The 25,201-nt window shown below is 53.5% G+C and carries 24 protein-coding genes and 1 riboswitch; of the genes, 2 read left to right on the top strand and 22 right to left on the bottom strand.

The annotated features are described in order from the left end of the window. Positions 1 to 115 precede the first annotated feature (115 nt). From queF to AC0YOA_RS24960, 6 genes are all read right to left on the bottom strand, one after another. On the bottom strand, positions 116 to 616 hold the full coding sequence (queF, locus tag AC0YOA_RS24935; protein ID WP_210039206.1) for a preQ(1) synthase: 501 nt from the start codon (positions 614 to 616) through the stop codon (positions 116 to 118). A 24-nt stretch (positions 617 to 640) separates the two neighbouring features. After that, entirely contained in the window at positions 641 to 1,369 is a 729-nt protein-coding gene (gene queE, locus AC0YOA_RS24940; protein ID WP_475788927.1) for a 7-carboxy-7-deazaguanine synthase QueE, read from the bottom strand. Further along, positions 1,359 to 1,805: a 6-pyruvoyl trahydropterin synthase family protein gene (locus tag AC0YOA_RS24945; RefSeq protein WP_475788928.1), complete on the bottom strand. Its 447-nt coding sequence runs from the start codon at positions 1,803 to 1,805 to the stop codon at positions 1,359 to 1,361. The genes queE and AC0YOA_RS24945 overlap by 11 nt, the downstream gene beginning before the upstream one ends. Then, positions 1,802 to 2,473 (bottom strand): 7-cyano-7-deazaguanine synthase QueC, encoded by a 672-nt coding sequence (gene queC, locus AC0YOA_RS24950; protein WP_475788929.1) that lies wholly within the window; start codon positions 2,471 to 2,473, stop codon positions 1,802 to 1,804. The genes AC0YOA_RS24945 and queC overlap by 4 nt, the downstream gene beginning before the upstream one ends. Positions 2,474 to 2,640: 167 nt before the next feature. After that, positions 2,641 to 2,685, bottom strand: a riboswitch (PreQ1 riboswitch). 76 nt (positions 2,686 to 2,761) lie between these two features. After that, a complete protein-coding gene (locus AC0YOA_RS24955) occupies positions 2,762 to 5,887 on the bottom strand; it encodes an MMPL family transporter (protein ID WP_475788930.1) in 3,126 nt (1,041 codons plus the stop codon). A 67-nt stretch (positions 5,888 to 5,954) separates the two neighbouring features. Further along, positions 5,955 to 6,554 carry a TetR/AcrR family transcriptional regulator gene (locus AC0YOA_RS24960; protein WP_475788931.1) on the bottom strand — a complete coding sequence of 200 codons (600 nt, stop codon included), beginning with the start codon at positions 6,552 to 6,554 and terminating at the stop codon, positions 5,955 to 5,957. A 263-nt stretch (positions 6,555 to 6,817) separates the two neighbouring features. Between AC0YOA_RS24960 and AC0YOA_RS24965 the strand changes: the two genes are divergently transcribed. Next, entirely contained in the window at positions 6,818 to 7,981 is a 1,164-nt protein-coding gene (locus AC0YOA_RS24965; RefSeq protein ID WP_475788932.1) for an epoxide hydrolase family protein, read from the top strand. A gap of 167 nt (positions 7,982 to 8,148) precedes the next feature. Here the strand turns inward: AC0YOA_RS24965 and AC0YOA_RS24970 are convergent, their stop codons facing one another. The 12 genes from AC0YOA_RS24970 to AC0YOA_RS25025 form a co-directional block, all read right to left on the bottom strand. Beyond that, complete coding sequence (locus AC0YOA_RS24970) at positions 8,149 to 8,967, bottom strand: S-layer homology domain-containing protein (protein WP_475788933.1); 819 nt, start codon at positions 8,965 to 8,967, stop codon at positions 8,149 to 8,151. A gap of 132 nt (positions 8,968 to 9,099) precedes the next feature. Next, positions 9,100 to 10,011 carry a response regulator gene (locus AC0YOA_RS24975; RefSeq protein WP_210039214.1) on the bottom strand — a complete coding sequence of 304 codons (912 nt, stop codon included), beginning with the start codon at positions 10,009 to 10,011 and terminating at the stop codon, positions 9,100 to 9,102. Between the two features lie 9 nt (positions 10,012 to 10,020). Further along, complete coding sequence (locus tag AC0YOA_RS24980; protein WP_475788934.1) at positions 10,021 to 11,313, bottom strand: ATP-binding protein; 1,293 nt, start codon at positions 11,311 to 11,313, stop codon at positions 10,021 to 10,023. Between the two features lie 22 nt (positions 11,314 to 11,335). Next, the gene (locus AC0YOA_RS24985; RefSeq protein WP_210039215.1) at positions 11,336 to 11,986 is read right to left on the bottom strand and encodes an amino acid ABC transporter permease; all 651 of its coding nucleotides are present in this window, start codon (positions 11,984 to 11,986) and stop codon (positions 11,336 to 11,338) included. Between the two features lie 15 nt (positions 11,987 to 12,001). Then, complete coding sequence (locus AC0YOA_RS24990) at positions 12,002 to 12,655, bottom strand: amino acid ABC transporter permease (protein ID WP_475769451.1); 654 nt, start codon at positions 12,653 to 12,655, stop codon at positions 12,002 to 12,004. Positions 12,656 to 12,735: 80 nt separating this feature from the next. Further along, the gene (locus AC0YOA_RS24995; protein WP_475788935.1) at positions 12,736 to 13,641 is read right to left on the bottom strand and encodes a transporter substrate-binding domain-containing protein; all 906 of its coding nucleotides are present in this window, start codon (positions 13,639 to 13,641) and stop codon (positions 12,736 to 12,738) included. A 29-nt stretch (positions 13,642 to 13,670) separates the two neighbouring features. After that, entirely contained in the window at positions 13,671 to 14,399 is a 729-nt protein-coding gene (locus AC0YOA_RS25000; RefSeq protein ID WP_475788936.1) for an amino acid ABC transporter ATP-binding protein, read from the bottom strand. 599 nt (positions 14,400 to 14,998) lie between these two features. Next, entirely contained in the window at positions 14,999 to 15,373 is a 375-nt protein-coding gene (locus tag AC0YOA_RS25005) for a hypothetical protein (protein ID WP_475788937.1), read from the bottom strand. Positions 15,374 to 15,428: 55 nt separating this feature from the next. Then, entirely contained in the window at positions 15,429 to 16,625 is a 1,197-nt protein-coding gene (locus AC0YOA_RS25010) for a ParM/StbA family protein (protein ID WP_475788938.1), read from the bottom strand. 371 nt (positions 16,626 to 16,996) lie between these two features. Continuing rightward, entirely contained in the window at positions 16,997 to 17,608 is a 612-nt protein-coding gene (locus AC0YOA_RS25015) for a hypothetical protein (protein ID WP_475788939.1), read from the bottom strand. A gap of 15 nt (positions 17,609 to 17,623) precedes the next feature. Next, positions 17,624 to 19,180 carry a sensor histidine kinase gene (locus AC0YOA_RS25020; protein WP_475788940.1) on the bottom strand — a complete coding sequence of 519 codons (1,557 nt, stop codon included), beginning with the start codon at positions 19,178 to 19,180 and terminating at the stop codon, positions 17,624 to 17,626. Beyond that, positions 19,170 to 19,835 (bottom strand): response regulator transcription factor, encoded by a 666-nt coding sequence (locus AC0YOA_RS25025; protein ID WP_475788941.1) that lies wholly within the window; start codon positions 19,833 to 19,835, stop codon positions 19,170 to 19,172. The genes AC0YOA_RS25020 and AC0YOA_RS25025 overlap by 11 nt, the downstream gene beginning before the upstream one ends. Before the next feature lie 288 nt (positions 19,836 to 20,123). On the opposite strand from AC0YOA_RS25025, the gene AC0YOA_RS25030 reads away from it, so the two are divergent. Continuing rightward, on the top strand, positions 20,124 to 21,134 hold the full coding sequence (locus AC0YOA_RS25030; RefSeq protein ID WP_475788942.1) for an LLM class flavin-dependent oxidoreductase: 1,011 nt from the start codon (positions 20,124 to 20,126) through the stop codon (positions 21,132 to 21,134). Between the two features lie 254 nt (positions 21,135 to 21,388). Here the strand turns inward: AC0YOA_RS25030 and AC0YOA_RS25035 are convergent, their stop codons facing one another. The 4 genes from AC0YOA_RS25035 to AC0YOA_RS25050 are packed head-to-tail and all read right to left on the bottom strand — an operon-like array spanning position 21,389 to position 25,163. Next, positions 21,389 to 22,156: an ATP-binding cassette domain-containing protein gene (locus tag AC0YOA_RS25035; protein WP_475788943.1), complete on the bottom strand. Its 768-nt coding sequence runs from the start codon at positions 22,154 to 22,156 to the stop codon at positions 21,389 to 21,391. A gap of 17 nt (positions 22,157 to 22,173) precedes the next feature. Beyond that, complete coding sequence (ssuC, locus tag AC0YOA_RS25040; RefSeq protein ID WP_475788944.1) at positions 22,174 to 22,947, bottom strand: aliphatic sulfonate ABC transporter permease SsuC; 774 nt, start codon at positions 22,945 to 22,947, stop codon at positions 22,174 to 22,176. Between the two features lie 24 nt (positions 22,948 to 22,971). Further along, the gene (gene ssuD, locus AC0YOA_RS25045) at positions 22,972 to 24,114 is read right to left on the bottom strand and encodes an FMNH2-dependent alkanesulfonate monooxygenase (RefSeq protein WP_475788945.1); all 1,143 of its coding nucleotides are present in this window, start codon (positions 24,112 to 24,114) and stop codon (positions 22,972 to 22,974) included. A 44-nt stretch (positions 24,115 to 24,158) separates the two neighbouring features. Beyond that, on the bottom strand, positions 24,159 to 25,163 hold the full coding sequence (locus tag AC0YOA_RS25050; RefSeq protein ID WP_475788946.1) for a sulfonate ABC transporter substrate-binding protein: 1,005 nt from the start codon (positions 25,161 to 25,163) through the stop codon (positions 24,159 to 24,161). Positions 25,164 to 25,201: the final 38 nt, after the last annotated feature.

Raw genomic sequence — 25,201 nt, forward strand, 5'->3', positions numbered from 1 at the left:
CAGGATGCGGGCTGTTTGACGTTTGCGGATAAGAGGATTCACAACATGCGCATCTGCCGCCGAAGCGCTGCGGCATCAGAAGTCAGAGCATACCCAGACTGCCGGAATGCCGCTTCTAGCGGTTGTCCACCTTCTCGGGATACAGATCATGCTGGAGCAGGCGATGCTCCGCCATCCCTTCATATTTTGTACCCGGGCGGCCATAGTTGCAGTAAGGATCGATTGAAATTCCGCCCCGTGGCGTAAATTTGCCCCACACCTCGATATAGCGCGGCTGCATCAGCTCGATGAGATCATTCATAATAATATTGATGCAGTCCTCATGGAAATCGCCATGGTTGCGGAAGCTGAACAGGTACAGCTTGAGCGACTTGCTCTCTACCATTTTCAAATCGGGAATGTAGGCGATATAGATGGTTGCAAAGTCAGGCTGTCCCGTTATCGGGCACAGGCTCGTGAACTCCGGACAGTTGAATTTCACCCTGTAATCCCGGTAGGGATGCTTGTTCTCGAAGGTCTCCAATATCGATGGCGTATAAGTGGACGGATACTGCGTCCCCTGGTTGCCAAGAAGGCTGATCCCCTCGCGTTTCAATTCCTCGCTGCTTCTTGTCATCCGTTCATTTCTCCCCTCTCTTGGTTAAAATCCCCGCTTGTTGCCCCAAAGCCAGGCATGCAGCTGCGGCAGCACCCGAATCCTGGTCAATTCCGCCGATGCCATAACCTGCTCCACCAGCCACATATACTTGGACAGGAGCGCCTGCAGCAGGAGTGAAGCATCCTGCTCCTTCACATCCTCGTTGCCAGCCTGCACATAGAAAGGCACCCCGTCGTAACGCTGATGGGTGGAAATCGCATACTGCAGATCCGTTTCATCAAACACAACGACCTTCAAGCTGAAATTCCGCTCTTGGGCGCTGAGCTTGCCGACAATCGTATCCAGCACGTCCCAGTCCGTCTTCATGCCGGAGCTTGGCGGTTTGGGCGACAGCGTCAGCTCGTCAATGTGCAGAAACCAGTCCTGCCAGATGCTTCCCTGGGTCTCCAGCGCCACTCCGATTCCGCTGCCGTGCAGAAGCTCGATCAGCTCGTTCAGATGGGGCAGCAGCGCCGGATTGCCTCCGGATACCGTTACATGCGAGTAGGTGTCGCCCGCAATGCTGTCGAGCTCGGCGGCGATTTCCGCTACGCTCAGCATGCGGATCTCCGCCTTGCCCGAGCCGTCCCAGGTAAAGGCGGAATCGCACCACGAGCACCGGTAGTCGCAGCCGGCCATGCGCACGAACATCGTTTTCTGGCCAATGACCATTCCCTCTCCCTGTACGGTTGGACCGAATATTTCAATGACGGGAAATTTGCTAGGAGCCATAGGAACCTCCCGCTGCAGGACGGAACACCACGTAGCTGGTCGGCGTCTCCCGCAAAAAAATCTGCACGCAGCGCGGCTTCGACGACATACGGTCCAGAAATTCCTTAATAAGCTCAAACATCGTACGGGCGACGATCTCCGTAGTCGGATACCGGTCTGGGTCCTGATCGCTGAATAACGCGGTGTGCTCATTGAGCAGAGAATGATCGAAACGGTCATGGATCAGCTTCTTGATATCCGAGAAGTTGACGAGAAACCCGTTCTCGTCCAGCTCATTCCCGGCAATGGTCACATTGGCGAAATACGTATGGCCATGCATATTGCCGCAGTGCCCCGCGCCCGGACCCGGAACATAATGGGCGGCGGCGAACTGCAAATCCTTGTTAAGCTCGTACTGATAGGGATGCGGGGTGGACGGATAGATTTGTTGAATCATAAGCGCCGTCCCTCGCTTTTGGCCGCTTCATATTCCCGCAGTCCATTGGCGCGCAGCAGGCACGCCGGACATTCTCCGCAGCCATCCGCGATGATGCCGTTATAGCAGGTTAACGTATGATTCCGCACCTGCTCGAATACGCCCAGGTCATCCGCGAGCTGCCATGTCTGCGCTTTGGTCAGCCACATGAGCGGCGTTTCAATGACGAATTCGTAATTCATGGAGAGATTCAAGGTTACATTCAGCGATTTGATGAACACATCCCTGCAATCCGGATAACCGCTGAAATCGGACTGGCTGACGCCGGTTATAATATGGCGCGCACCCTGCTGCTTGGCCAGTACCGCGGCGAAGGACAGGAACAGCAAATTACGCCCGTCCACAAAGGTCGAAGGAAGCTCTCCTTCCTTCTGGTCAATGGCAATATCATCTCTTGTCAACGCATTCGGCGCCAGCTGATTGATCAAGGACATGTCCAGCACATGCTGGCGGATGCCCAGATCAGACGCAATACGCGCTGCGCTTTCCAGTTCAAGCTTATGGCGCTGCCCATAATTGAAGGTCACGACCTCCACCTCGCGGAAACGCCTCATGGCGTCATACAGACAGGTCGTGCTGTCCTGCCCGCCGCTGAAAACAACAACTGCTTTCTGCTCATTCATTATCATCTTCCTCTCCTATTCTGCCATTACCGAGCAAAAGCTTATAGAGACGCATGTACCGCATCTACTCCTTTCCCGGCCGGTCTTTTCCAGCGATACAGCTTCTTCCTTCGAATCGCATATAATGGGAATCAATATTTTCGGCATAAAAAAACGGCACCTAAGGAGGTACCGTTTCCTTAGTTTTTTATAGAGGGTGTTGCTAGAACCTCTCCCACAGCTGCCTCGACGCATGCTGTGGATTTGTATGCTGTTGCTGCTTATTGTAGCACTAACTGGGGGCAGGGGACAATACTACCCATTTCCAGTTTTCGCTCTTACGGCATGCAGCGGACTGGCTTCGCTTGCGGCCCTTTTCCTGCTTCTGGCATCCGGGAGGACAAGCAGCGCGGGCAGAAGCATAGGGAGAAATATATAACAGAGCACGATCAGACCGACAATGACGGCGCTGGCCAGCTCCACCAGCAGGACAAGCCCCGATGGAATGAGCGTTGCGAAGGTTCCGCCAAGAATTACCATGGCCGAGATGATAACTCCGCCAATATGCTTGGCTGCCTGCACGATAGCCGTTCTTGGCTCCATCACGCCCTCCTCCTTGTAGCGCATCATCAGGAAGATGCTATAATCCACACCTACCGCAATGATGATGATGAAGGAGAAGAAAGGGACGAAGGACGATACGCCATCGGCGCCAATGATATAATGCGTCACAATATTGGTCGCCGTCATCGCAACATAATAGGAAGCGACCAGAGACAAAATAATATAAATGGTTGGCAGAATCGCGCGAATAACCAGCAGCAGCACGAGGAACACCCCGATAATGACGATGATGGCTGTGCCGTTAAAGCTCTCGATCTGCACCTTATTCGTATCATAGGTGGTTGAGCTTGGTCCGGCAGCCCCGTACTCGGCATCGGCAAGCGCCGTTCCGCTCAGGCTCCCGGCCAGTTCTTTGTTGATCTGCTCAATGGTGTCCATGGCTGCCGGAGAATAAGGATCATTGTCCAGCACGACAATGAGCTTGGTTGTTTTACGGTCCTTGGACATAAAGCTGTCCTCCGCTTTATTGAAATCCGCGCTCTCCAGCGCTTCGCGCGGAATGAAGAATGTCCTGGACGACTTCAGCTGCGTCAGGAATTCGCCCGTCTTGCCGAGGCCGTCCGAGATATCGCCAAGACCGCTGCCGCTTTGGCCGAGGCCGTCCTTCAGCTGCGCCATGCCCCCTGAGAGCTGGGACAGTCCCGTATTGAGCTGCTGCTGACCGTCCTTGATGCTTGCAAGAGCCGCGTTCAGCTTCTTCATATTAGCGGCGATTTCCTTGCTTCCCGAGCTGCCTGCCTGGAGACCCGTTGTCAGCTTGCCCGCGCCGCTCTCCAGAGCCGACAGCCCCGTCACCATCTGCGACTGCGCAGAAGCAATCTGCTTCAGCCCGCCCGCCGATTGGGCAAAGGAGGCGTTCAATTTCACAACATTCCTGTTCAGCTCCTGAAGACCGCCGCTAAGCTGGGCGATGCCTGTCTCCAGATCAGTTCCCGTCTTCTTCAGCGTAATATAATCCTGATCCCCGCTCAGCTCGCTGTATTTGGTTCCAAGGCTGCCGATCAGCCCGTTCATTCCGCCAAGTCCCTGCTGGATGCCGGGAAGCTGTCCTTCCAGCTTCTTGTACCCGCCTGCCAGAGAAGAGTAACCGGTTTGAAGTGCGGACATCCCATCGGACAGCTTGGAGGTGTTCGCTGCGACGGTCTTCAGCCCTGCCTTCAAGGAGGTAATCCCGTCCTTGAGATCCCCCGCCCCATCCGCGCCCTGGCTGATGCCGGAGGATACCTGGCTCAGCGCATCGGTAATTTGCGTGTAACCCTGCTGCACTTCCCCGGTACCCGATACCAGCTGCTGGACGTTGGCAAAATCGGGACTCTGCAGCCCGTCGTTCATTTGCTGCAGGCCGCCCTGGATCTGATCGACACCATCCTTGGACGCCGCAATACCCTCTGTCACGCTTTCCGTCTGGGTGCTGATATAGAAATCATCAACCGCCTCGCCCTGCGGCTGCGTGATGCTGGACACCTGCTTGATCCCCTCGATGCCCTTGAGCCTGTCGGTCAGCTTGTCAATGACGCCAAGCGATTCGTTCGTATTCAGCGCATTGTCGTCCTTGATCACGACCGTTGTCGGCAGCGCCTGCCCCCTGCTGAAATGCTCGGCTACAATGCTGAAGCCCTTGGTCGACGGATAACCGTCTCCAAGCTCCCCCAGCTGGTCAAAGGACAGCTTCTGCGAGCTGAACATCACCGCTGGGACCATTGCGATAAGGATAACAGCCGTAACCACAATGGGGTGCTTGACGGAGATAGCCGTCAGGCCCGCCCAGAACTTGCTTTCCTTGTGGCCTGCGGCCACATTCTTCGACGGCCAGAACAATTTGGTGCCCAGCGTCTTCATCAGGAATGGAGTCAGCGTGACAATTTCCAGCAGCAGGATGACTGTGCCGATGGCGACCACATTCGCAGACTTGTATATGCCAAAATTTGAGAAGCTCAGCGCCGCGAAAGCGATGAACACCGTCAGAATGCTGTACAAAATCGTCTTGCCTGCTGTCCGGTACGTATGGATAATGGCATCGTCAATGGTCCGGCCATGCGATAACTCTTCCTTGAACCTGTTGAACAGCAGAATATTGTAATCCGTTCCGATACCGAACAGAATGAGCACAAGCAGCATCTGCGTGACGCTCGTCACGGGGAAATTCAGCTTATCAATGACCTGTGCGGCGATCCCCATGGAGCATAGATAGGAGAAGCCGACCGCCGCCAGCGATACAAACGGAATAATAATGGAGCGAAACATAATAATGAGCACGGCCAGAATGAAAATAACCGTCAGAATGGCGCTTTTCTCCACTCCGGATGTTGAGGCTTTAATATAATCGTTCTGGATAAAGTCCTCTCCGCTCAAATAATACGGGACCTTCACGTCCTTCAGCACCGCATCGAACTGCTCCTGGATCAAGTCCACCCCGCGGCCGTCCTTGTTCAGGCTGAAGCTGGCCATCAGCGTCGTCCCGTCTCCGGAGATCAGCGAGGATTTCGCCTCCGGAAGCGAGAAGGGGTCCAGTAGCTCATCGAATCCAAGCTCCTTCTGGTGGGCCTTCAGGTTGGCAATGCCCGCTTCAATGCCCTTCATATCCTCGTCGGAAAGTTTATTCTCGTTATGAAAAACGACAATATTGCTCGTGCCTGTCGCACCCGTCATATCCTTCAGAATCGAAGCCGCCATCTTGGAGGGACTGTTGTCCGCAAGCGGATCCTGCCCTCTTTCCTGCAAAATCGCATTTACATCCGGTTGAAATACCGTCAGCAGCACAGTGGCCGCGAGCCAGACTATTAATAGAATCCAGCGCCATTTGATGATTTTTTGCATAAGCAGCAATTCCTCCCGAATACCCATAGTAAACAGCCGTTCATTATTGAAGCAAAAAAATTTGATTCTAGCTTCTGTTTATTTTGTCGCCGATACCCGCGAAGTAGATGCGGATCAGCTCATCCACCAGCCGTTCAATCGTATCCCCATCCTCATAATCCCGCAAAATAATGCACATGCCCTCGACAATGGTCGCCGCTATCATCCGCGCTGCCTGATTCTCTTCCTCCTGACGCCGTGCGCTTCCGCTATTCTGGAACGTGTGAAAGGCCTTTTCCAGAATCGAGAAAATGACCGTCGTCAGCTCCTGCTTCACATTCTCATACTTGGAGCCTTCGCTCCTGTTCAGCAGAATGGACAGCTCGGGACTCGACTGGTTGAACAGCTTCACGATTGTGCCCTGTATCTTGTGGAGATAAATCAGGGAACTGTCCGCTTCCTTGGTGTGGGTATTGTCCATATCCTGCCTGATCTCCAGCACATATCCGACGAATCTCTCGTAGGTGGGCTGGATGAGCTCATGGAGAATCGTTTCCTTGCTGGAAAAATACCGATAAATATTCCCTGGCGTGATGCCTGCTGTATGCGCGATTTGACGCATGGAAGCGTCCCTGTAGCCATGCTGCTTGAATTCCAGCAGGGCAGAGCGCAGAATATTCTTTTTCATTTCATCCTTGAGGACCTGCATAAATAAACACCCGTTTACTTTTGAATTTATGATTATTATATAGGGCTGCCAAGTCCGGGCGCAAGCCTTCTTCCCTCTGCCAAGCCCGCCATTTTGGGAATGTTCATCAAATGTTCAACTAATAATGGCGTCGAGTTGTTTTTCAGCCCCTTTGCACCCTGACATACAGCTGTCAGGGTGCATGGCTTAAGATAGAAATATAGCAACGAACAAGATAACCCAAACCCGAGGAGGTACTACCAATGACAATGACTCAACCAACATCACAAGCCGCAGACACTGAAATCCGTCCTTTCCAGATCGATATTCCGCAGGCTGACCTTGATGACCTGCAGTACCGCTTGTCCCATACCCGCTGGCCTGATGCGCTGCCGGGAGCAGGCTGGAAGTACGGCGTGTCGCTCGCGTATGTGAAAGAACTGGCAGAGTACTGGCAGAATAAGTACGACTGGTGCAAGCACGAAGCGCGTCTGAATGAATTCCCCCAATTCACGACGACAATCGACGGCGCCCGTATCCATTTCATGCATGTCCGTTCGCCTGAGCCTGACGCGATTCCGCTCTTGCTTACGCATGGCTGGCCGAGCTCTATTGTCGAGTTCCTCGACCTGATCGGACCGCTTGCCAATCCCCGGGCCTACGGCGGCAATCCGGCGGATGCCTTCCATCTCGTGATTCCCTCCGTGCCCGGCTTTGGCTTCTCCGGGTCTGACCTTGAACCGGGCTGGAACATCTCCCGTATCGCCAGAGCCTGGGCAGAACTCATGAAACGTCTGGGTTATGAGCAATACGGTTCTCATGGCAGCGACCTGGGCTCGCTTGTATCCCGTGAGCTGGGTATCCAGAAGCCGGATGGTCTTATCGGCATCCATGTGCTGCAGCTGTTCTCCTTCCCTTCCGGCGATCCCGCAGAGATGGCCGGGCTGACCGAAGACGATCAGAAGCGCCTGCAATTTCTGGCCAATTTCCATGAGCGGGCAGGCTTCAACGCCATTCAGTCGACCCGCCCGCAGACGCTTGCCTATGGGCAAGCGGATTCACCAGCCGGTCAGCTCGCCTGGATTGCCGAGCTGTTCAATGGCTTCGGCGACCACATCGATTTCATTGACCGCGACGCTTTGTTGACGAATGTTATGATCTATTGGCTGACCAATACAGCCGAATCCTCCGCCCGCCTGTATTACGAGAATGCGCATAATCAGCAGGGCGGGGAAGGGCCGAATACGGCTGTGACCGGCTTGGCTGTCTGCGGCCATGACTTCAAATCCATCCGGCGCTTCGCGGAGCGCGACAATACCAACATTGCGCACTGGTCGGAATTCGACCGCGGCACCCACTTTGCCGCCATGGATGCGCCGGATCTTCTGGCTCCCGACATTCAGGCCTTCTTCCGCCGCTTCAGATAAGAGGGAGCTTGCGGGAAGATTCCAAATGGGCGACTAAAACAAAAAGGATAGAGAATCAGATGTTAATCTGATCGCTCTATCCTTTTTTGTAAGAAAGCCGGTAAATAATGATCGCGTATATGGAAGCAGCTGCTTCTAACTCCGCCAGCTATTTGCAGCTGTTTGGCTTAACCTTCCGTTCCGCCTACGCCCGCATCGGTCCCGTTCGCCGCATCCGTCCCGGCGGCTCCGTCCGTTCCACCCGCCGCATCGGAACCGTCCGCTGGCCGGGAACCGTCTGTCAGGCCGGCTCCGTCAACGTCATCCGTGCCTTCAACACTGCCGGCGCCTGCTCCGTTATCCATGTCCTTGTGGCTCTCCACAAATTCAGCGGCATTGAACAGCATAACCGCCGCTTCCTCGCGTGTGATTACTGCCTGCGGATGAAACTCGCCTTTATCATCCAGCGCTGTCAGCTTGTAGAGCAATGCGCGCTGAATTGTGCCCTGGAAATCAACCGTAATATCCTTCTCATCTTCGATCGGGATAAACATTTTGACCGTTGGATACTGCCCGGTTTTCTCCAGACCCTGCACGAGATAATGAACGAAGGCTTCCTTGGTCATCGGGGCCCTGGGATCGATATCCCCGGGAATATCGAGCTGGTTGGCCCGTGCGACTACGAAGTTGTCCGCATACCAGGCGTCGCTGGTGACCGTAGTGTAGTAGCCTTCTGCTGTAGGCGCCTTATTGAAGTCGATTGCCGCCAGGCTCAGCTGCATGCCTTTGACAACCATGGCGATTCCTTGTGCCGCAGTCAGCTCGGCGGCTGGGCGGAATTCGGTCGCCGTTATACCGCTGACCATCCCTTTATCCTGCAGGGCTTCAATTTGAGTCTTGGCCGTGCTGTTGTCGATATCCGTGAAAGTGCTTGCAGCAAAGGCCTGACCAGCCACAGGCATAATCAGGGCGACTGAGAGCGCTGAAGTTAATACTATCTTCTTCATATTCATTCTCCTCATCCGGCAGCTTGTTGTATTTGTTATCCTTATAACGTACACAACCAACCGGATGTTGCAGCCTGGTTTTGCTTTAAGACGCAGACGAAGCAGGCTCAGCCAAATTTTTCATCGTATTATTTACATTTGCTGCTGCTCATCCCTTACACGATCCAGCACCTCCATATACAGGACTTGCATAAACTTTTTGATGTTCACCTTTCCTTTATCGGTTTTTAGATTCTCATCCATTTCCTTCATCTTCAGGCGCACGTCCTGAAAGTCAAAATACAGCGGCGCGTAATGCTCGAATTTGGGATTGCTGTAGTCGGTCAGTCCGATGCTGGCAAGATTGGTCAAAGCCCCCATGACCGTACGCCGGATCCGCTGCTCCACGGCTTTGCCTTCTTTCTCCGTATCGCTGTCAAAGCCTTTATTCGCCTGGGCTGCGACCTCGTACAGCTCCTTCAAAGGGGGGAGCGTCTCCGGGTGCTGGCGATGGACCAGATGCTCCATAATTTCAACGATATCCCGGCTGCCGCCCTCGCCGATAATACCCAGGTCCATCAGGATCGATTGGATAATTTCACGGGCCGTCCGTTTCTTCGGGCTGCTGCCCAGCTCTGGGCTCAGGCTGTTCAATTTCGACAGGGACGCCTTGATTTCGCCCAGATAACAGCCGATCTTCCACTGCTCATGAACCCGGGACAGCACGGCCTCCACTTCCACCCGGTTAATGGGCTTCTGAATGTAAAATTCAATGCCCGCCTGATAGGCCTTGCCGATCATTTCTTTATTTTCGATCTGCGAAATCATCACGTATTTGCCTCCGAAGCCATGCTGCTTCAAGTGGTAAATGGTTTCAATACCGTCCTGATCGGGCATCAATAGATCGATCAGCACAACATCCGGCTTTGCGATCAGGATGCCTTTCTCGCCAGTGGTCCCATTCCCGGCCGATATCACCACCTCACCCAGTCCGCTTTTTTCAATAATGAACTGCAGCATTAACCGGCTCGCGGAATCATCATCGACAATGCCAAATGAGAGCATCCTGGTTCCTCACACTCCTTTTTTCAATGAATCAGTCGAAAAGACCAAAACAAAAGTGGTGTCATCTGCCTGCTCCGATGGCTGCAGATGCAGCTTCCCGCCAAATGCATGCACGATATCCCGGACATGGGACAGGCCGATGCCTGTCGCCGCATAACCCGCCTGATTGAATTTTGTCGTGAAACCCGGTTCGAAAATAATTTCCCTGTTCTGCTCGGCAATGCCCGTCCCCGTATCCGAGACCGCAATCACCGTCTCCGCTCCCCGCTCATCTATTCGTATGCGAATCCGGCCGTCCTTATCAATCGCCTCTACCGAATTGGATACGAGATTATTCAGCACCGTCAGCAGCAGAATATAATGATCGGTGACGTAGTCGGCTCTGATCTCACGCTCCATCCGGATTTCCTTCCGGAGCATCTGGCCGTAGCCGTGATTCGAGCGGAACACAAAATCAACGATTTCCGAGAGGGACATCTCTGTCGTCGTCTTCCGGTCAAACAGCTTCAGCAGACCGGCCAGTATGCGCTGGGAATCCTTCTTCACCTCATGGATCTGCTGCGTAATTTCCAGCATCGAGCGGCTGTTCGCTTTTTCTCCGGATTCGCTCAGCTTGCCGTATAAATTATGGCTTTTGGCCGTAATCTGCTCAAGCGTGTCCATTGATTTCCGCAAATAAAAGACTTCGCCGTACAGGCCGGAGCCGATATTAAGCATCTGCTCCATTCTTTTTTGCTGCTCGTTATGGACCACTCTCATCTGGCTGATCGTAATGCTGCTGTACAGCCCTACGATAAAGTAGCTGCGCAGCACGGCGGTGGCTCCAAGCAGCAGCCACTGCGAGGAATACAGGTACCGATAACCGAACATGATGCTCCGGATTAGAAGCTCCAGCTCATTCGACGTAAATTCAATCAAGGTAATAAAGCCGCCGAGCAGCAGCGGATGAAACTCGGATAATTTGGGCTTGATCCGGCTCATCCCCACTGCAAATATCATATAATAGATCGCCGCGGAGAAGTGGGTATGCAGGCTTGCTTCAAATGAAAACAAATCTAAGAGGTTCACCGCGTCCTTCAGAGTACGGAAGAGAAGCACCATAATACCGGTTGCAATCCCTGTGTACACATAAGGCAGCTGCCTCATCAACAGCAGGCACAGCAGAAAGGCGCTGCTTCCAAGGCCAATCCGGAATACCTCTCCGCTGAAAGGCGTTATTTTGAACTCTCCGGCAACCGCGGTCACAATGGCAACCAGAAGCATCTGCGCCCATTCGGCGTAGTGGCGTTTTCGTTCCGGCAAACCGTTTCCCCCTATCACAAGGCTATAACAATCTGGACTCGAATCTTCTCGATAGCAGTGATAGGGCATAGTTTACCGTAAAATACAGGATTGCGGCAACCAGCAGCACCGGAAAGACATAATCATAGCTTTGGCCGATGACGATCTTGGAATGGTTCATCAGCTCCGGCAGTGAAATAATGACGGCCAGGGACGTATCCTTCAGCAGGGAAATAAACTGGCTGACAAGCGGCGGGACCATGCGCCGCAGACCTTGCGGCAGAATAATATGCCACAGGGTGCGAACATAGCTGAGCCCCGAAGAACGGGCCGCTTCGATCTGTCCTTTATCGATGGAACTGAGGCCGCTTCGGACAATCTCCGAAATCATCGCCCCTTCGAACAAGGTCAGCGCCACGATGGCCGCATTCACAACCCCAAGCTTGATGCCGACATCCGGCAGGGCAAAGCGTGTGAAGAAAATAATGAGCAGGAGCGGCAGATTGCGGAGAATTTCGACGATGATGCCGAGAATGGGCGAAACAACCGGCATTTTGGTATAGCGAATCGTGCCGACAATACAACCCAGCACAAAGCTTAATACAATAGAGATAAAAGCGACCTTCAGCGTCACATAGAAGCCTTCCAGGATGAACATAAGGTTCTCTGTGGAGAAAGCATTGGCAAAATCCATCTGTTCCCCCTCCTTCTAGCCGCTGCGGGCCCATTTGCGTTCGAAATGAAGTGCCATATAGCTCAGAGGAAGCGTCAGCGCCAGGTAGAAGAGCGCGACAAATATATAGGTATCGAAGGTAGCCAGCGTGCTGCTCGCCACCGAATCTGCAAAATACATCAGGTCAAGTCCCGCAAAAACACTAAGCACCGACGAATTTTTCACCAGATTGATGAACTGGTTGCTCAGCGGCGGTATAACGATCTTCACGGCCTGCGGCAGCACGATATACCTCATCGCCTGCACATAGGTAAGCCCAGTAGCCTGCGCCGCTTCCGTCTGGCCTCTGGGGACAGAGCGGATGCCTGCCCGGATTACCTCGGCGATGAAGGAAGCCGTGTACACGGTGAGTCCGACTGTTCCGCAGACAAACCCGTTCAGCGTAACGCCGAGTGATGGCAGTCCATAGAAAAAAACAAAAACAACCAGCAGCAGCGGTATGTTGCGGATAAATTCCACATAAATCGATCCCAGCCATCGCAGCGGCTTAACAGAGGAAATCCGGAAGATCGCGATCACCGTTCCCAGTACAAAGCTTCCGATCAGGGCAATAACACTGGAATAGATCGTATTGAGGAAGCCTTCCAGATAGATATCGAAATTATCGGTAAGGATTGAGAAGTCCGGCATATGCATCCTCCTTGCCATGATGATCTGAATGAGAAGAAGGGCGGCATTAAAGCCACCCTTTCCCAATCGTTTCGTTTGCTTTATTCCGCCGCGGGTGCTTCCCCGATCCATTGTTCGTAGATTTTGTCATATTCGCCATTTGACTTCAGGGTTTTCAGCCCTTCGTTGACCGCATCCACAAGGGCCGTTTCACCCTTCTTGATCGCGATGCCATAGGGCTCATCCGTAAAGGGCTCCCCTACCACCTCATAATTGCCGTCCTGGGCAACCATTCCGTACAGGATCGCGTTATCGGTCGTCAGCGTATCGCCTTGTCCCGCCTTGAGCGCGCTGAAGGCATCCTGATAGTTTTCAAACTCCAGCACGGTAGCGTCAGGCGCCTTTTCTTTAATGTTATCGACGGAAGTCGAACCCTTCACCGCCAGCACCTTCGTATCCTTGGTCACATCATCCAGGCTCTTGATCGGACTTCCCTTCTTCACCAGAAGCGACTGTCCCGCTTTAAAATAGATGTCCGAAAAGTCGACTTCCTTCTTCCGTTCCTCCGTAATGGTCATCGTCGCGATGATCATATCGATTTCGCCGTTGTTGAGCATCGGCATGCGGGTTTTGGAGGTTACTTCCTTGAGCTCAATCTTGGTTTCGTCCCCGAGAATGATTTTGGCCAGCGCTTTGGCGATATCCACGTCAAAGCCTTCCACCTCGTCGTTCATCGGATTCTTCAGGCCGAACAGCTTCGTATCAAATTTAACGCCCACCACCAGCTTGCCCCTGCTCTTGATTTCATCCAGCATGGCGGAGCCTGCTGCCGGAGCCTCGCTGCCGGCACCGCTCGTATTCGCATTATCACCGCCGCCGGCCGCATTTTCGCCACTCGCCGCATTGCCGCCATTATTGCTTCCTTTGTTATTGCCGCAGCCCGACAGAACCAATACGGAAACCAGCATCAGCATCAGGCCAGCCATCATCCATTGTTTTGCTTTCATTTATACCCTCTCCTTTACTTGTTGTTGTTCTAGTGGCGCAGCACCCTGTTGAGAAACAAGCGGGCTCTCTCCTCGCGAGGCTGGGTGAAGAATTCCTCGGGCTCCGCCACTTCAATGATCTGACCCTTATCCATAAATACGATCCGGTCCGCCACCTCCCGGGCAAAGCCCATCTCATGGGTGACGATCACCATGGTCATCCCCTCGTCCGCCAATGCCTTCATGACATCCAGCACCTCGCCGACCATCTCGGGATCGAGCGCCGATGTCGGCTCATCGAACAGCATTATGCCGGGCTTCATCGCAAGCCCCCGGGCAATCGCCACGCGCTGCTGCTGTCCGCCCGACAGCTGGGAGGGATACTGCTGCGCCTTTTCCTGGATGCCTACTTTCTCCAGGTAATACATGGCGGTTTTCTCGGCCTCCTGTCTGGAGAGTCCCAGCACCTTCATCGGAGCCAATGTAATATTGTCGATCACTTTCTTATGGGGATATAAATTGAAATGCTGAAAAACCATGCCGATATTGCGCCGCAGCTTGTTGATGTCCGTTTTCTTGTCATGTACGGGGAAATCATTCACCGTCAACTCCCCGCTTTTAAGCGTTTCCAGACGATTGATGCATCGAAGCAGCGTGCTTTTGCCTGAACCGGACGGTCCAACCACGACCACTACCTCACCTTGTTCAATCTGAAGATTAATGTCATTCAGCACATGGAAATCGCCGTAGTACTTTTCAACCTCGCGAAATGAAATCACCGGACCCTCTCCTTTCCAACCTGGATGCTTGCCTGAAGAGCGGCCAAACCTTTTCCCTATCCCTAAACCGTTAGTTATGTGTGAGGGAATATGACGTACAGTTCATTTTGAACCCCAACCTACGCAAACCTATGCAATCCGACGCAAATATTCGCAAAACACTTACCCCCAATCTTATGCACATCTTATCCACAGGCAGGGGAAATCTTAATTTCCGACGTCTTCTGATGCCATGAAAAATTATAAAATCATGTCAAAAAAAGTCCGGACAACCGTCCGGACCCTGAGTCAAATTATGCTTTTTAATGATCAGCCTGAATGATGAAATTCAAGCAACAAATGGGGTGTCAGGTGATTCTTAGAATCACTCAGAATCACTTGGTAATACTAAATATTATAAAGTGGCATAAAATCTATGACCATTTAAAGAATGCTCAGTAAACTGCCCTATGGAAATTTGAAATTTCCTGCTTGTATCTGCCGAATTATGGGATTTCGCATTGCCAGACAGGCATTTTTCGGTATTACCAGGTATTTCTTAATAATACTTTATACTGCTTAATGTTTCCAAGAAATTCTTTTCCGCAACAATTGCTCTCCTACGTCCACGCCTCTATATCCTCATCGTCGAATTCATCTTCGACAGTATTCGAGGAATCCGGCTCCTCCGGCGCTGCGGCCGCTGCACTGTCATCCGGACTCATAGAGCCTGCCGCCAATTCGCGGTTGGCACTCAATGCGCCACTGTTCAGATTCTGCAGCTGCGCTGATCCGGAGGAATTCAAGGTGCTGCGTTCGGTTGGAATATAGGCTTGAAGATTACGGACACCGCTCTGGTTTATCTCGTTCTCGATTAAATAACGGAGAGAGTCCATCAAATTGGTCTGTGCGTTAATCCACTGCATGACCGCAGGATCCTCCGATTTTTTTGTTTTTAAGCTGATATTGTCGCCGGGCAGTTTCGTTTTTTTCACGGGATGATCCACCTTCTTCGTGTCCTTGGATTATTCTTTAAGCGGGGTGCCCCTCTTAAACCGGCTGCACCGCTTTGTTCTTGAGCGCTTCGTAAATTTTCCCCCGTACAAATGCATCCAGTCCCAGCGCGTTCATCTGGACTGCATAGTCGGCAGGAATATACAGCAGCTTCATTTCCCGCTCCGTGCACAGCTCCTCAAGCAGAGGGTGGAGCATCGAGCGCATCAGAATACTGCCGCCTCCATACACGCAGATCAGATCGATCTCATTCCGCGTCTTGGTCAGCTGCCGTTTGACATTCTGAACAATCTGCTTGACCTGGCTCTCCAGCGGCCTCTTGAGCGTCTTGATGGCGCGCGCATGGAATTTATGCTTCGGATTCTTCAGCACGTCGCTGAAAAACTGCCGGGGGCTGTCGGTCAGATGGATCAGCCGGTTGAACTCGTCAAGCGCCTCTTCAATCGCATAACCCGCTCCGTGATGGCTGCCGTAAACAAATTGGCGGAGAAATTTATTACCTTCGGTGATGGGATATTCCGTCGAGCCGTCGCCGATATCGACATGGAGGATCCGCTTGTCTTTGAAATAACTGCCGTTAAACTTCTTCTCGATATCGTAGGTTTCGATGAACGATTGGAAGATTTCGCCTTCCCGCCAGTTGCCCTCGGCATCCTTCTGCAGGGCGAAGATGACAGGCGTCGCCTCCGGAACGACCTTGGTGAAAGGGAATACGATTTTCACGCCGATCCGCTGCATCCCCAGATGCACCGTGACATTGTGGGAGCCGGTCGTGAAGCGCTTCTCGAATTTCAACGAAGTCTCGTCCGTATGCTGCGTGACCGGAAGCGCGGTAGCCATATCCGCCTCTACCTCAATATTCGCAGGTATCTTCTTCTCGTCCTCATACGCCTTCTGCACCGCCAGAGCCGCAATTTGCGCGAGCGTGTTAATGATCGGCAGATCCATGTCGCTTTTGAGGTCGATCCCGATCTGCAGATTATCCAGAATCTCCCCGCTCTCCAGTGCGAATTTGCCGACATAGTACATGCCGGGGCGCGCAGCCGGGGAATCAATGGTGACAACCAGCTGCTCCTGCAGATTCTTGATGAAACTCTCCGGCGCTTGCTCCTCGCTCCATGGAAGCTCGTCCACCGTACAATTCACATTCGGCTGCTGAATCAGTTTACCGTCAATGATCAGATCATGCTCGCTGTTCCCGTTATCGTTACCCACAAAGAAATGGAATTTCATAAGAAACTACCTCCTATTTATAGAACAATGGTAAAAAATACTGATAGTATTACTTTGCCATACAAGGTGATGTTCGCACAACCCGCTATGGTCCTAATCGCCAAGTTAAAATTCTCTCACGATGGGGTCGAATCTTGTATGAACAGCGCAAATGCTGGATAATGAAGGCCGTTTCTGGCATGCAGCCTGTCTATGGCCATCCGTCCCTATACAAGAAGAATGGCTTTCGCCGTCCTTCGGCGGCGCAGTTAGTTTCTGTTTCTCCCCCCGGAAATGTATGAAAAATATGGGGAAAGACAGACGTTCTTATTATGCAAAAAAAAGCAACCGGCGGTAACTGCCCGGTTGCTTTACTTGGAACTGTTCTTTCGTTATTCGGTTTCAGCAGGAGTTGATTGTGTACTCTCAGCCTTCGAGGTTTTGAGCTGCAGTGCTTTCAACTGCGCGATCAATTCCGGCGATAGTTGTTTTGAAGAGATCGTCAGCGTTCCTTGAGCTGCTCCTGCAGTCAACGTTCCCACCGCTTTTCCATTCGCTTGCAGCAGCTTCTTGACAGTCGCCGGATCGATAGGGGTGCCCGTCATCTTGACTGCTCCCTCGGGGAAGGACAGCGTCCCATTGGTTGTCCCTTTTGCAGCTACAAGATTCTTGACGTCAACGCCTTTAACGACTGTCAATTTACCCTTCTTGGCCGATGCCAGCAATTTCTGAACGGCTTCGGGGTCGAGCGGAACCGCTGTTAAGGTCGCTTCGCCGGAGCTTGCGGGGATGATCGTTTTTCCGTCAACGACGGTGAACGTTCCCTTCTCTGCCGATTTCAGCAGTTCCTTGAAAGCCTCCGGATCGAAACGGGTTGCTGCCGCTGTGACCGTACTTGTGCTTGCAGGGATTTCCTTCCCGGTGGACGGAGATGCGAATGCGGCCTGAGCCGTGACGACGGAGAGAGCCAATCCGACTCCCAGTACAGCAAGTTTCTTTTTCATTTGAACCAAACTCCTTTAAGATAGAATGTGTCTTACATCTATCAGTTTAGCCCGCTTATCTGGAGTCTGGATGGAGCCCGGATGTGCTTTGGATGCGTTTTGCAGGAAAATAAGGGAGAAAACGACGCCTTCTTCCGTGTTTCTGACCTGAATATCGATCGCTAACTGCTGTAAGATCCGTTTGGTAATATAGAGGCCCAATCCGCTGCCGCCCGTATTCCGGCTCCGGGACTGCTCAAGCCTGTAGAAGGGCTCGAATATGCGGCCAACCTGCATTTCATCGATATGTGCTCCCGTATTGACAATCTCGATCATGCGGCAGCCGGTTTTCTCCGCCTCGCTTACTACGACCTTGTTTCCGGGATTCGTATAAATGATGGCGTTATGCACAATATTGCTCATTGCTTTTTCCAGCATTCCCCCGTCGGTACGTATCCGGCTGTCTTCATGTACCGACGAATGCAGCGCAACGCCGCGCTGCAGCCCCAGCTCCTTATATTTGGCCATCAGGCCGTCAACCATCCCGCGCAGGGATACATTCTCGTCGCTTTTTGAAAGCGCCCAGTCATCCGATCTCGCAACGCGCAAAATATCGGCGATCAGCGTCTCCATTTCCTCCGCCACCTGCAGCGTTTTGTCGAGATAGGCATCCCGATCCGCATATATGCCGATTTTGTAAAGCATACCCTCCAGCTGTCCCTTCATGATCGTAAGCGGCGATTTCAATTCATGGGAAACGGCGGAGAACAATTCCCTTCTGCGCGCCTCCACCTCCCGCTCGCGTATCATGTCCTGTTGAAGCTGTTCGTTGCTCGTCTTCAGCTCGCTGATCGATTCCTGCAAATTGGCGGCCATGGAGTTCAGGCTGGCGGCAAGCCCCCCGATTTCATCGGAAGAATGAACGGGAATCCGCGTATCCAGCTGCAATTGGGCCATCCGGCTGGCGGAAACCGTAATTTTGCGGATGGGCCTTGTGATGATAACCGAATAAAAATAGGAAGCCCCGACAGCGGCGATGAGGATGAACAGCGCAACGTAAGGGGACAGCAGCACCAGCACTTTGGATGCCTCATCGATCGGCTGCGGCGTGAAATAGGCAGTCAAATACGCTTTTTCACCATTATACGTCAAGGTCCTGGCCGTTTGAGGCGCCTTGGCCGAAAGCGTCTTGATCGGGATCGCTCCATTCGAAAGCGTCTGCGAATTCAGAAACTGGGATGTGACAGGCGTTAAGGTTGACGGTTTGGTTATTTGGGCTACAGCAGTCTGGATGTAGGGGTAGAGCATCTGCTGGGATTCGCCCTTAATCATGATAAAGGCGTTTGTCTGCTCCTGCAGTTTCGTCAGCGCTTTAACAGCCTCATCGTTCGAGAGCGTGGCGCTCTTGTCGATGAAGCTGTCGATGCCGTTGTCGATTTGATTCTGCTTGTAAGTGGTGTACGTATGGGGCAGCAGGGTGTAAATAACCAGGTAGGTGCAGACGGAGAAAAGGAGGAGAACGGCCACGGTCAAGCCGAATACTTTGAACATGATCGTATTCCATAAGCGATGCTTCAGCCATTTAGCGCTCAATTTTATATCCCACTCCCTTCACCGTTTTGATATAGGGCATATTAGTTTTTTTGCGTATATTTTTCAAATGGGTATCGATAATCCGGGTATCCCCGTAATAGTCATAGCCCCATAGCTTGTCCAAAAGCTGCTCGCGGGTTACGATCTTGCCGGCCTGCTCGACAAGCGCTTGTAAAATCTCAAACTCCTTCGTCGTCAGTCCCACGGAGACGCCGTCGACATAAGCGTTGTACGAGTCGGTATCAAGCCTGAGCTCTTCAAATTCCAGCCAGCTGCCCGTTTGGGCGGGCTTCGACCGCCGCAGGACGGCTTGGACTCTTTTGATCAACAGCTTATAGGAGAACGGCTTCGTCATATAATCGTCGGTTCCGCTGTCGAAGCCTTCGATCTGCTGCTCCTCCTCGCTCAGCGCCGTCAGCAAAATAACCGGCACGTTGGACTGCTGGCGAAGGATCCGGACAACATCATAACCGGAGAGGCTTGGCATCATGACATCCGTTATAATCAGATCATAAGAGTCTTTGTTCCACAGCTGCAGCCCTTCGATTCCATCGGCTGCTGACGTCACGCTATATCCTTGCGAGGACAGAAACTGCTCAAGCAGCTGCCGGATCGCCTCGTCGTCTTCCATTACCAATATGCGTTCACTCACCAATGATCACCCCGCCTCCATTATACGCCTCCAATCTGAAGTTGATTTGTAGATTGCCCGAAAATATACAGGGATTTGCTGGGCATTCATAAGTATACAAAAGGTTAGTAGAACACAAAAAGGGATCTACTTGTTAATAGGGAAGCATTGTTTCATAATTATAGATACGGCTTTTTCCATGAAATGCACATACTGACTGTTTCAATGGGCAAGCTGATCCATATGTCCTTATGTCCAGGAAGAAACGGCTCGACGAATCCGAAGTAAACCGTTAGAGGAGGATATGAACAAATGAGTGAACAAAAGATAAATATCCGGCTATCCGTACTGGATCTGGCCCCGGTCATCGCAGGCAACACACCGGCAGATTCCTTCCGCAATACCCTTGATCTGGCCCGCCATGCCGAGGAATGGGGATACCACCGCTACTGGCTTGCCGAGCATCACAACATGCCGGGCATTGCAAGCTCCGCTACCTCTGTCATTATTGGTCATGTTGCCGGCGGAACAAGGACCATCCGCGTGGGCTCCGGCGGCATCATGCTGCCCAACCATGCCCCTCTGGTCATTGCCGAGCAGTTCGGGACGCTGGAATCCCTGTATCCGGGCCGTATTGATCTGGGTCTTGGCAGAGCGCCGGGTTCCGACCAGGCGGCAGCCCGCGCTCTGCGGCGTGGTCTGGGCAGCGGCGGACAGGATTTCCCTGAGCTGTTAAGTGAGCTGCAGGCTTATCTGAAGCCCCCAGCCGGGGCCAATATGTCTGTACGGGCCGTTCCCGGTGAAGGTTTGGATATTCCGATCTGGCTTCTGGGCTCCAGCGGCTTCAGCGCGCAGCTGGCCGGCCAGCTTGGTCTGCCATTTGCGTTTGCCAGCCATTTTGCGCCGGAATATCTGCTTCCGGCCATTGAGCTGTACCGCAGCAACTTCCAGCCATCGGAAGCGCTGGACAAGCCATACGTCATGATCGGCCTGAATGTCGTTGCCGCGGATACGGTCAAGGAAGCCGACAGGCTTGCGACCTCGCAGCAGCAGCAGTTTCTTAACCTCATCCGCGGGCGCACGGCCCGTTTAAGCCCCCCTGTGGACAGCATGGAGGATCTCTGGCATGAGCATGAGCGGGCACTCGTGCAGAAGCAGCTGAGCTACGCCATTGTCGGGGACCAGGACACGATACGGAAACGGCTTCCCGCCTATCTGGAGGAAACCGGCGCTGATGAGTGCATCGTAGCCTCCCAAATTTATGATCATGAAGCAAGGTTGAAATCCTATCAGCTGCTGGCCGGAGCCGTTAATCTCAAATAACAGCGCGGCGCTGCTGCCTGTGCGTTCGGGCATCCAGTCGGATGTCTCCACAAAAAAACCTGCCTGCAGCATCCAATCCCGGATTGGATGCTGTAAGCAGGTTTTTTGTGAGGCTGCAGCCTGTTTTAGAGGACCAATCTTTCCGAGGACGAACAAACAATCCGTCTCTTTCGATGCCATCCCCTGTTTTCGCTAATGGATCGGGTAACCGGACTCCTGCCGATGTGCGCCTTCGGCAGGAGTTTTATATAGGGTCAGATGGAGTAGGATTCCTTCTTCCTGAGCTCCAGCTCGCTGCGCTCCAGGATCCGGTCCAGGATCAGCTTCTCAAAATGGGCGAAGCCGCTGTCCCGCTCCCTCGGCCGGTCAAGCGTGATAAGAACATCCAGCGCAATGCGTCCATTCTCAATCAGAATGACGCGGTCCGCCATCGCAACGGCTTCGCTGACATCATGGGTGACGAGAACGGCTGTAAACCGCTGAACCACCCACAGCTCCTCGATTAATTGCTGCATATCAATCCGCGTAAGAGCATCAAGCGCTCCCAATGGCTCATCCAGAAGCAGCAGCCGGGGCGACCCCACCAGGGCTCTGGCTAACGCCACACGCTGGCGCTGGCCGCCCGACAGCACGCCGGGCCACTCATTGGCGCGGTCCTTCAGCCCCACCTGCTCCAGCGCTTCCAGCGCCTTCTCCTTGTCGCCCGACTTGACGCCAACCCGGACGTTGTCAACGGCACGCTTCCACGGCAGCAGGCGGGCATCCTGGAAAAGCATCCTTGTATCTTCGCGGATTCCCGCGATCTCCGTTCCGTCGAAGGAAAGCTCGCCTTGCGTCGCCTGCTCCAGACCCGCGATCAGCCGCAGCAGCGTGCTCTTCCCGCAGCCGCTGCGTCCGACTATCGCGATGAACTGCCCGGCCGGGATGTCCAGATCGACTCCCCGCAGCACTTCCTTCTCGCCGAATGTCTTGGAGGCGCCGACCACGAGGAGCCGGGATTCTGTTTCTTTACCGTTCGTCACAAGCTCCACTCCTTTCCTCAGCGCTTGGCATAGTTCGGATGCCACTTCAATAATTGCTGCTCCAGCAGCCTTGCCGCCGTGTCGGATAATTTCCCCAGCAGGGCATAGATAATAATCGCCAATACGACAATATCAAGCCGCATGAATTCTCTTGCGTTCATCGCCATATAACCGATCCCGGAGTTGGCGGAAATCGTCTCCGCAACAATGAGCGTAAGCCACATGAAGCCCAGCGCATAACGGACTCCCACCAGAATGGAGGAAATGGCGCCGGGCAGAATCACATGCCGGTACAGCGCGAAGCCCCGCAGCCCGTAGACCTTGGCCATCTCAATCAGCCCGGGGTCCACCGAGCGGATGCCATGCAGGGTATTCATATAGATCGGGAAGAATACGCCCAGCACGACCAGGAAGATCTTGGCCGTCTCGCCAATGCCGAACCACAGGATAACAAGGGGAATGAGCGCCAGATGAGGCACGTTGCGGATCATCTGCATACTGCTGTCCAGCAGCCGGTTCGCAACCCAGGACAGCCCGTTGAGCATGCCCAGCACGAAACCGATTCCGCCCCCGATAATAAATCCGATAAAAGCCCGCCGGGTGCTGCTGCCGATATACTGCAGCAGATCGCCGGACTTCGCGAGCGTCCAGCCTGCCTCCGCCACCTTCAGCGGAGTCGGCAGCGTCCGGACGGAGATCAGCCCGAATTCGCCAAGAAGCTGCCAAACGATAACAATCAATACAGGAACAATAGCAGGTGTAACGCGGCTGCGGAGTAATTTATTCAACATGACCCTGATGCTCCTCCCTCCAGGTTACGACCCGCTGCCGGATTTGGCAGGGCGAACGTTATACGCCACAAGCTCGCCCTGGGCCGGAATCGCTGTCTGGTTGTCTTCGGCGTGCCCGCTGAGCGGCAGCAGCGGAAACAGCAGCTCTGCCGTCAGGTAAGCCTCCTCCAGATGCGGATAACCGGACATAATGAAGGTTTCAATGCCGAGCTCCGCGTATTCCTTCATCCGCTGGGCAACGGTGGCCGGATCGCCGACCAGCGCGGTCCCCGCTCCTCCCCGTACAAGTCCGATGCCTGCCCATAGATTCGGCGAAATCACCAGGGAGGATCTGTCCCCCTTATGCAGCTGGGCCATTCTTTGCTGCCCGACCGAATCATAACGCGCCAGCACCTTCTGCGCCTCGGCTATGGTTGCATCATCCACATGGCGAATCAGACGATCAGCTGCAGCCCATGCTTCCTCCTCGGTCTCCCGCACAATGACGTGAAGCCTGATGCCGAATTTGATCTTTCTGCCCTTGGCTTCCGCCAGCTTGCGGACCTGAGCAATCTTGTCGGCTACTTCGGAAGGCGGCTCGCCCCAGGTCAAATAGCAATCGACATGATCGGTGGCGATTTGCTGCGCGGCAGGCGAGGAGCCCCCGAAATATACGGGTGGATACGGCTTCTGAAGCGCCGGGAATAACACTTCCCCCGTCTCCGCGCGCAAATGTTTGCCTTGATAGGTTACCTTATCCCCCTGCATCAAACCCCGCCAGATTGTCATAAATTCATCCGTTAGACCGTAACGTTCATCATGGGAAAGGAAAATGCCGTCCCCGGCCAATTCAACGGGATCGCCTCCGGTGACCACGTTGACCAGCAGCCGGCCGCCCGACAGCCGGTCAAAGGTTGAGGCCATTCTTGCCGCGGCCGACGGCTGCATCAGGCCCGGACGGATCGCGACCAGAAATTTCAATCTGCGGGTCACCGGGAACAGCGACGATGCGGCGATCCAGGAATCCTCGCAGGCTTTGCCGGTAGGCAGCAGAACGCCATGGTAGCCAAGGCGGTCCACAGCCTGCGCGATTTGCCGGATATAATCGTAATCAACCGAACGCGCACCCTCCGAGGTTCCCAGGTAACGGCCGTCCCCGTGAAGGGGGATAAACCAGAATACTTCCATATCTTTCTCCTCCATCCGCTTTGCAGGGTATGTGAAGTAGCGTCTTACTTGATTACCGCTTCACTTACATCAATGGCGCTCGGGATCAATTCCAGCTTGAGGAAAGCATCCGCGATAGCCTGCTGTTCCGCAATGTTCTCATCCGTCATCAGCTCCACCCCGAAGGTACGGTGCGATAAGGCCTGCTCCAGGGAAGGCACATCCACGCCCAGCGCCGGGGATAACAGCTTCGCAACCTCAGGGAGATTGTCGACAGCCCATTTGTCCGTCTCCGTTATTTGATCAAGTATCGTATCGATGGCTTCTTTATTGGATTCCGCGAAGGTGCGGGATGCCAGATAGAACTCGTAATTTTTGACCAGGCCTTCGCCATCTGCGAGCACACGCGCTTTGGTCGCAAGCTGCGCCGCTGAGTAGAAAGGCTCCCAGATCACCCAGGCGTCTACATTGCCGCTTTCGAATGCCGCCCTCGCATCGGCGGGAGGCAGGAATACCACTTCAACATCATCGTAGGAGAGGCCTTCCTTCTCCAGATATTTGACGAGCAGGTAATGCACATTCGAGCCTTTGTTGAGCGCTATTTTCTTGCCTTTCAGATCAGCGCCCGTCTTGATGGGGGAATTCTCCGGCACCAGTATGCTCTCCGCTTTCGGACTTGCCGGCGAATGAGCCAGATAGACGAGAGGCGTGCCCGCAGCCTGGGCAAACACAGGAGGCGCTTCCCCGGTATGGCCCACATCGATATTGCCGGTATTAATCGCTTCCAGCAGCTGGGGTCCGCCGGGGAATTCCGTCCATTCGACTTTGTAGCCGACCGCTCCCAGCTTCTCATCTAGAGTGCCCCGCTCCTTCATGATATTGACCGATGCATATTTCTGATAGCCGATGCGGACGACCTTGTCGGCCCCCGCCTTCCCGCCCTCGGAGGCTTCGCTGCTGCCTGCGTTATTGTTGGAGCCGCAAGCGGTCAGGGCCAACAGGAATAAAGATAAGACGAGTGCCCCTATCCATTTCACACCTTGCCTTGTACGGCTGTTCTTCTTGTTCATTTGTCTCATGCCCCTTTATGATTCCGGATAATTTAAAA

The sequence above is a fragment of the Paenibacillus sp. JT22N12 genome (genome assembly GCF_056269365.1).

What these genes read in the sequence shown, in the direction of transcription:
- ssuC (WP_475788944.1), bottom strand. Translation starts at nt 22,947, where the DNA reads ATGTTGAATAAATTACTCCGCAGCCGCGTTACACCTGCTATTGTTCCT.
- AC0YOA_RS24975 (WP_210039214.1), bottom strand. Translation starts at nt 10,011, where the DNA reads ATGCTCTCATTTGGCATTGTCGATGATGATTCCGCGAGCCGGTTAATG.
- queC (WP_475788929.1), bottom strand. Translation starts at nt 2,473, where the DNA reads ATGATAATGAATGAGCAGAAAGCAGTTGTTGTTTTCAGCGGCGGGCAG.
- queF (WP_210039206.1), bottom strand. Translation starts at nt 616, where the DNA reads ATGACAAGAAGCAGCGAGGAATTGAAACGCGAGGGGATCAGCCTTCTT.
- AC0YOA_RS24965 (WP_475788932.1), top strand. Translation starts at nt 6,818, where the DNA reads ATGACAATGACTCAACCAACATCACAAGCCGCAGACACTGAAATCCGT.
- AC0YOA_RS25050 (WP_475788946.1), bottom strand. Translation starts at nt 25,163, where the DNA reads ATGAACAAGAAGAACAGCCGTACAAGGCAAGGTGTGAAATGGATAGGG.
- AC0YOA_RS25015 (WP_475788939.1), bottom strand. Translation starts at nt 17,608, where the DNA reads ATGAAAAAGAAACTTGCTGTACTGGGAGTCGGATTGGCTCTCTCCGTC.
- ssuD (WP_475788945.1), bottom strand. Translation starts at nt 24,114, where the DNA reads ATGGAAGTATTCTGGTTTATCCCCCTTCACGGGGACGGCCGTTACCTG.
- AC0YOA_RS24960 (WP_475788931.1), bottom strand. Translation starts at nt 6,554, where the DNA reads ATGAAAAAGAATATTCTGCGCTCTGCCCTGCTGGAATTCAAGCAGCAT.
- AC0YOA_RS24985 (WP_210039215.1), bottom strand. Translation starts at nt 11,986, where the DNA reads ATGGATTTTGCCAATGCTTTCTCCACAGAGAACCTTATGTTCATCCTG.
- AC0YOA_RS24945 (WP_475788928.1), bottom strand. Translation starts at nt 1,805, where the DNA reads ATGATTCAACAAATCTATCCGTCCACCCCGCATCCCTATCAGTACGAG.
- AC0YOA_RS24990 (WP_475769451.1), bottom strand. Translation starts at nt 12,655, where the DNA reads ATGCCGGACTTCTCAATCCTTACCGATAATTTCGATATCTATCTGGAA.
- queE (WP_475788927.1), bottom strand. Translation starts at nt 1,369, where the DNA reads ATGGCTCCTAGCAAATTTCCCGTCATTGAAATATTCGGTCCAACCGTA.
- AC0YOA_RS24955 (WP_475788930.1), bottom strand. Translation starts at nt 5,887, where the DNA reads ATGCAAAAAATCATCAAATGGCGCTGGATTCTATTAATAGTCTGGCTC.
- AC0YOA_RS24970 (WP_475788933.1), bottom strand. Translation starts at nt 8,967, where the DNA reads ATGAAGAAGATAGTATTAACTTCAGCGCTCTCAGTCGCCCTGATTATG.
- AC0YOA_RS25010 (WP_475788938.1), bottom strand. Translation starts at nt 16,625, where the DNA reads ATGAAATTCCATTTCTTTGTGGGTAACGATAACGGGAACAGCGAGCAT.
- AC0YOA_RS24995 (WP_475788935.1), bottom strand. Translation starts at nt 13,641, where the DNA reads ATGAAAGCAAAACAATGGATGATGGCTGGCCTGATGCTGATGCTGGTT.
- AC0YOA_RS25030 (WP_475788942.1), top strand. Translation starts at nt 20,124, where the DNA reads ATGAGTGAACAAAAGATAAATATCCGGCTATCCGTACTGGATCTGGCC.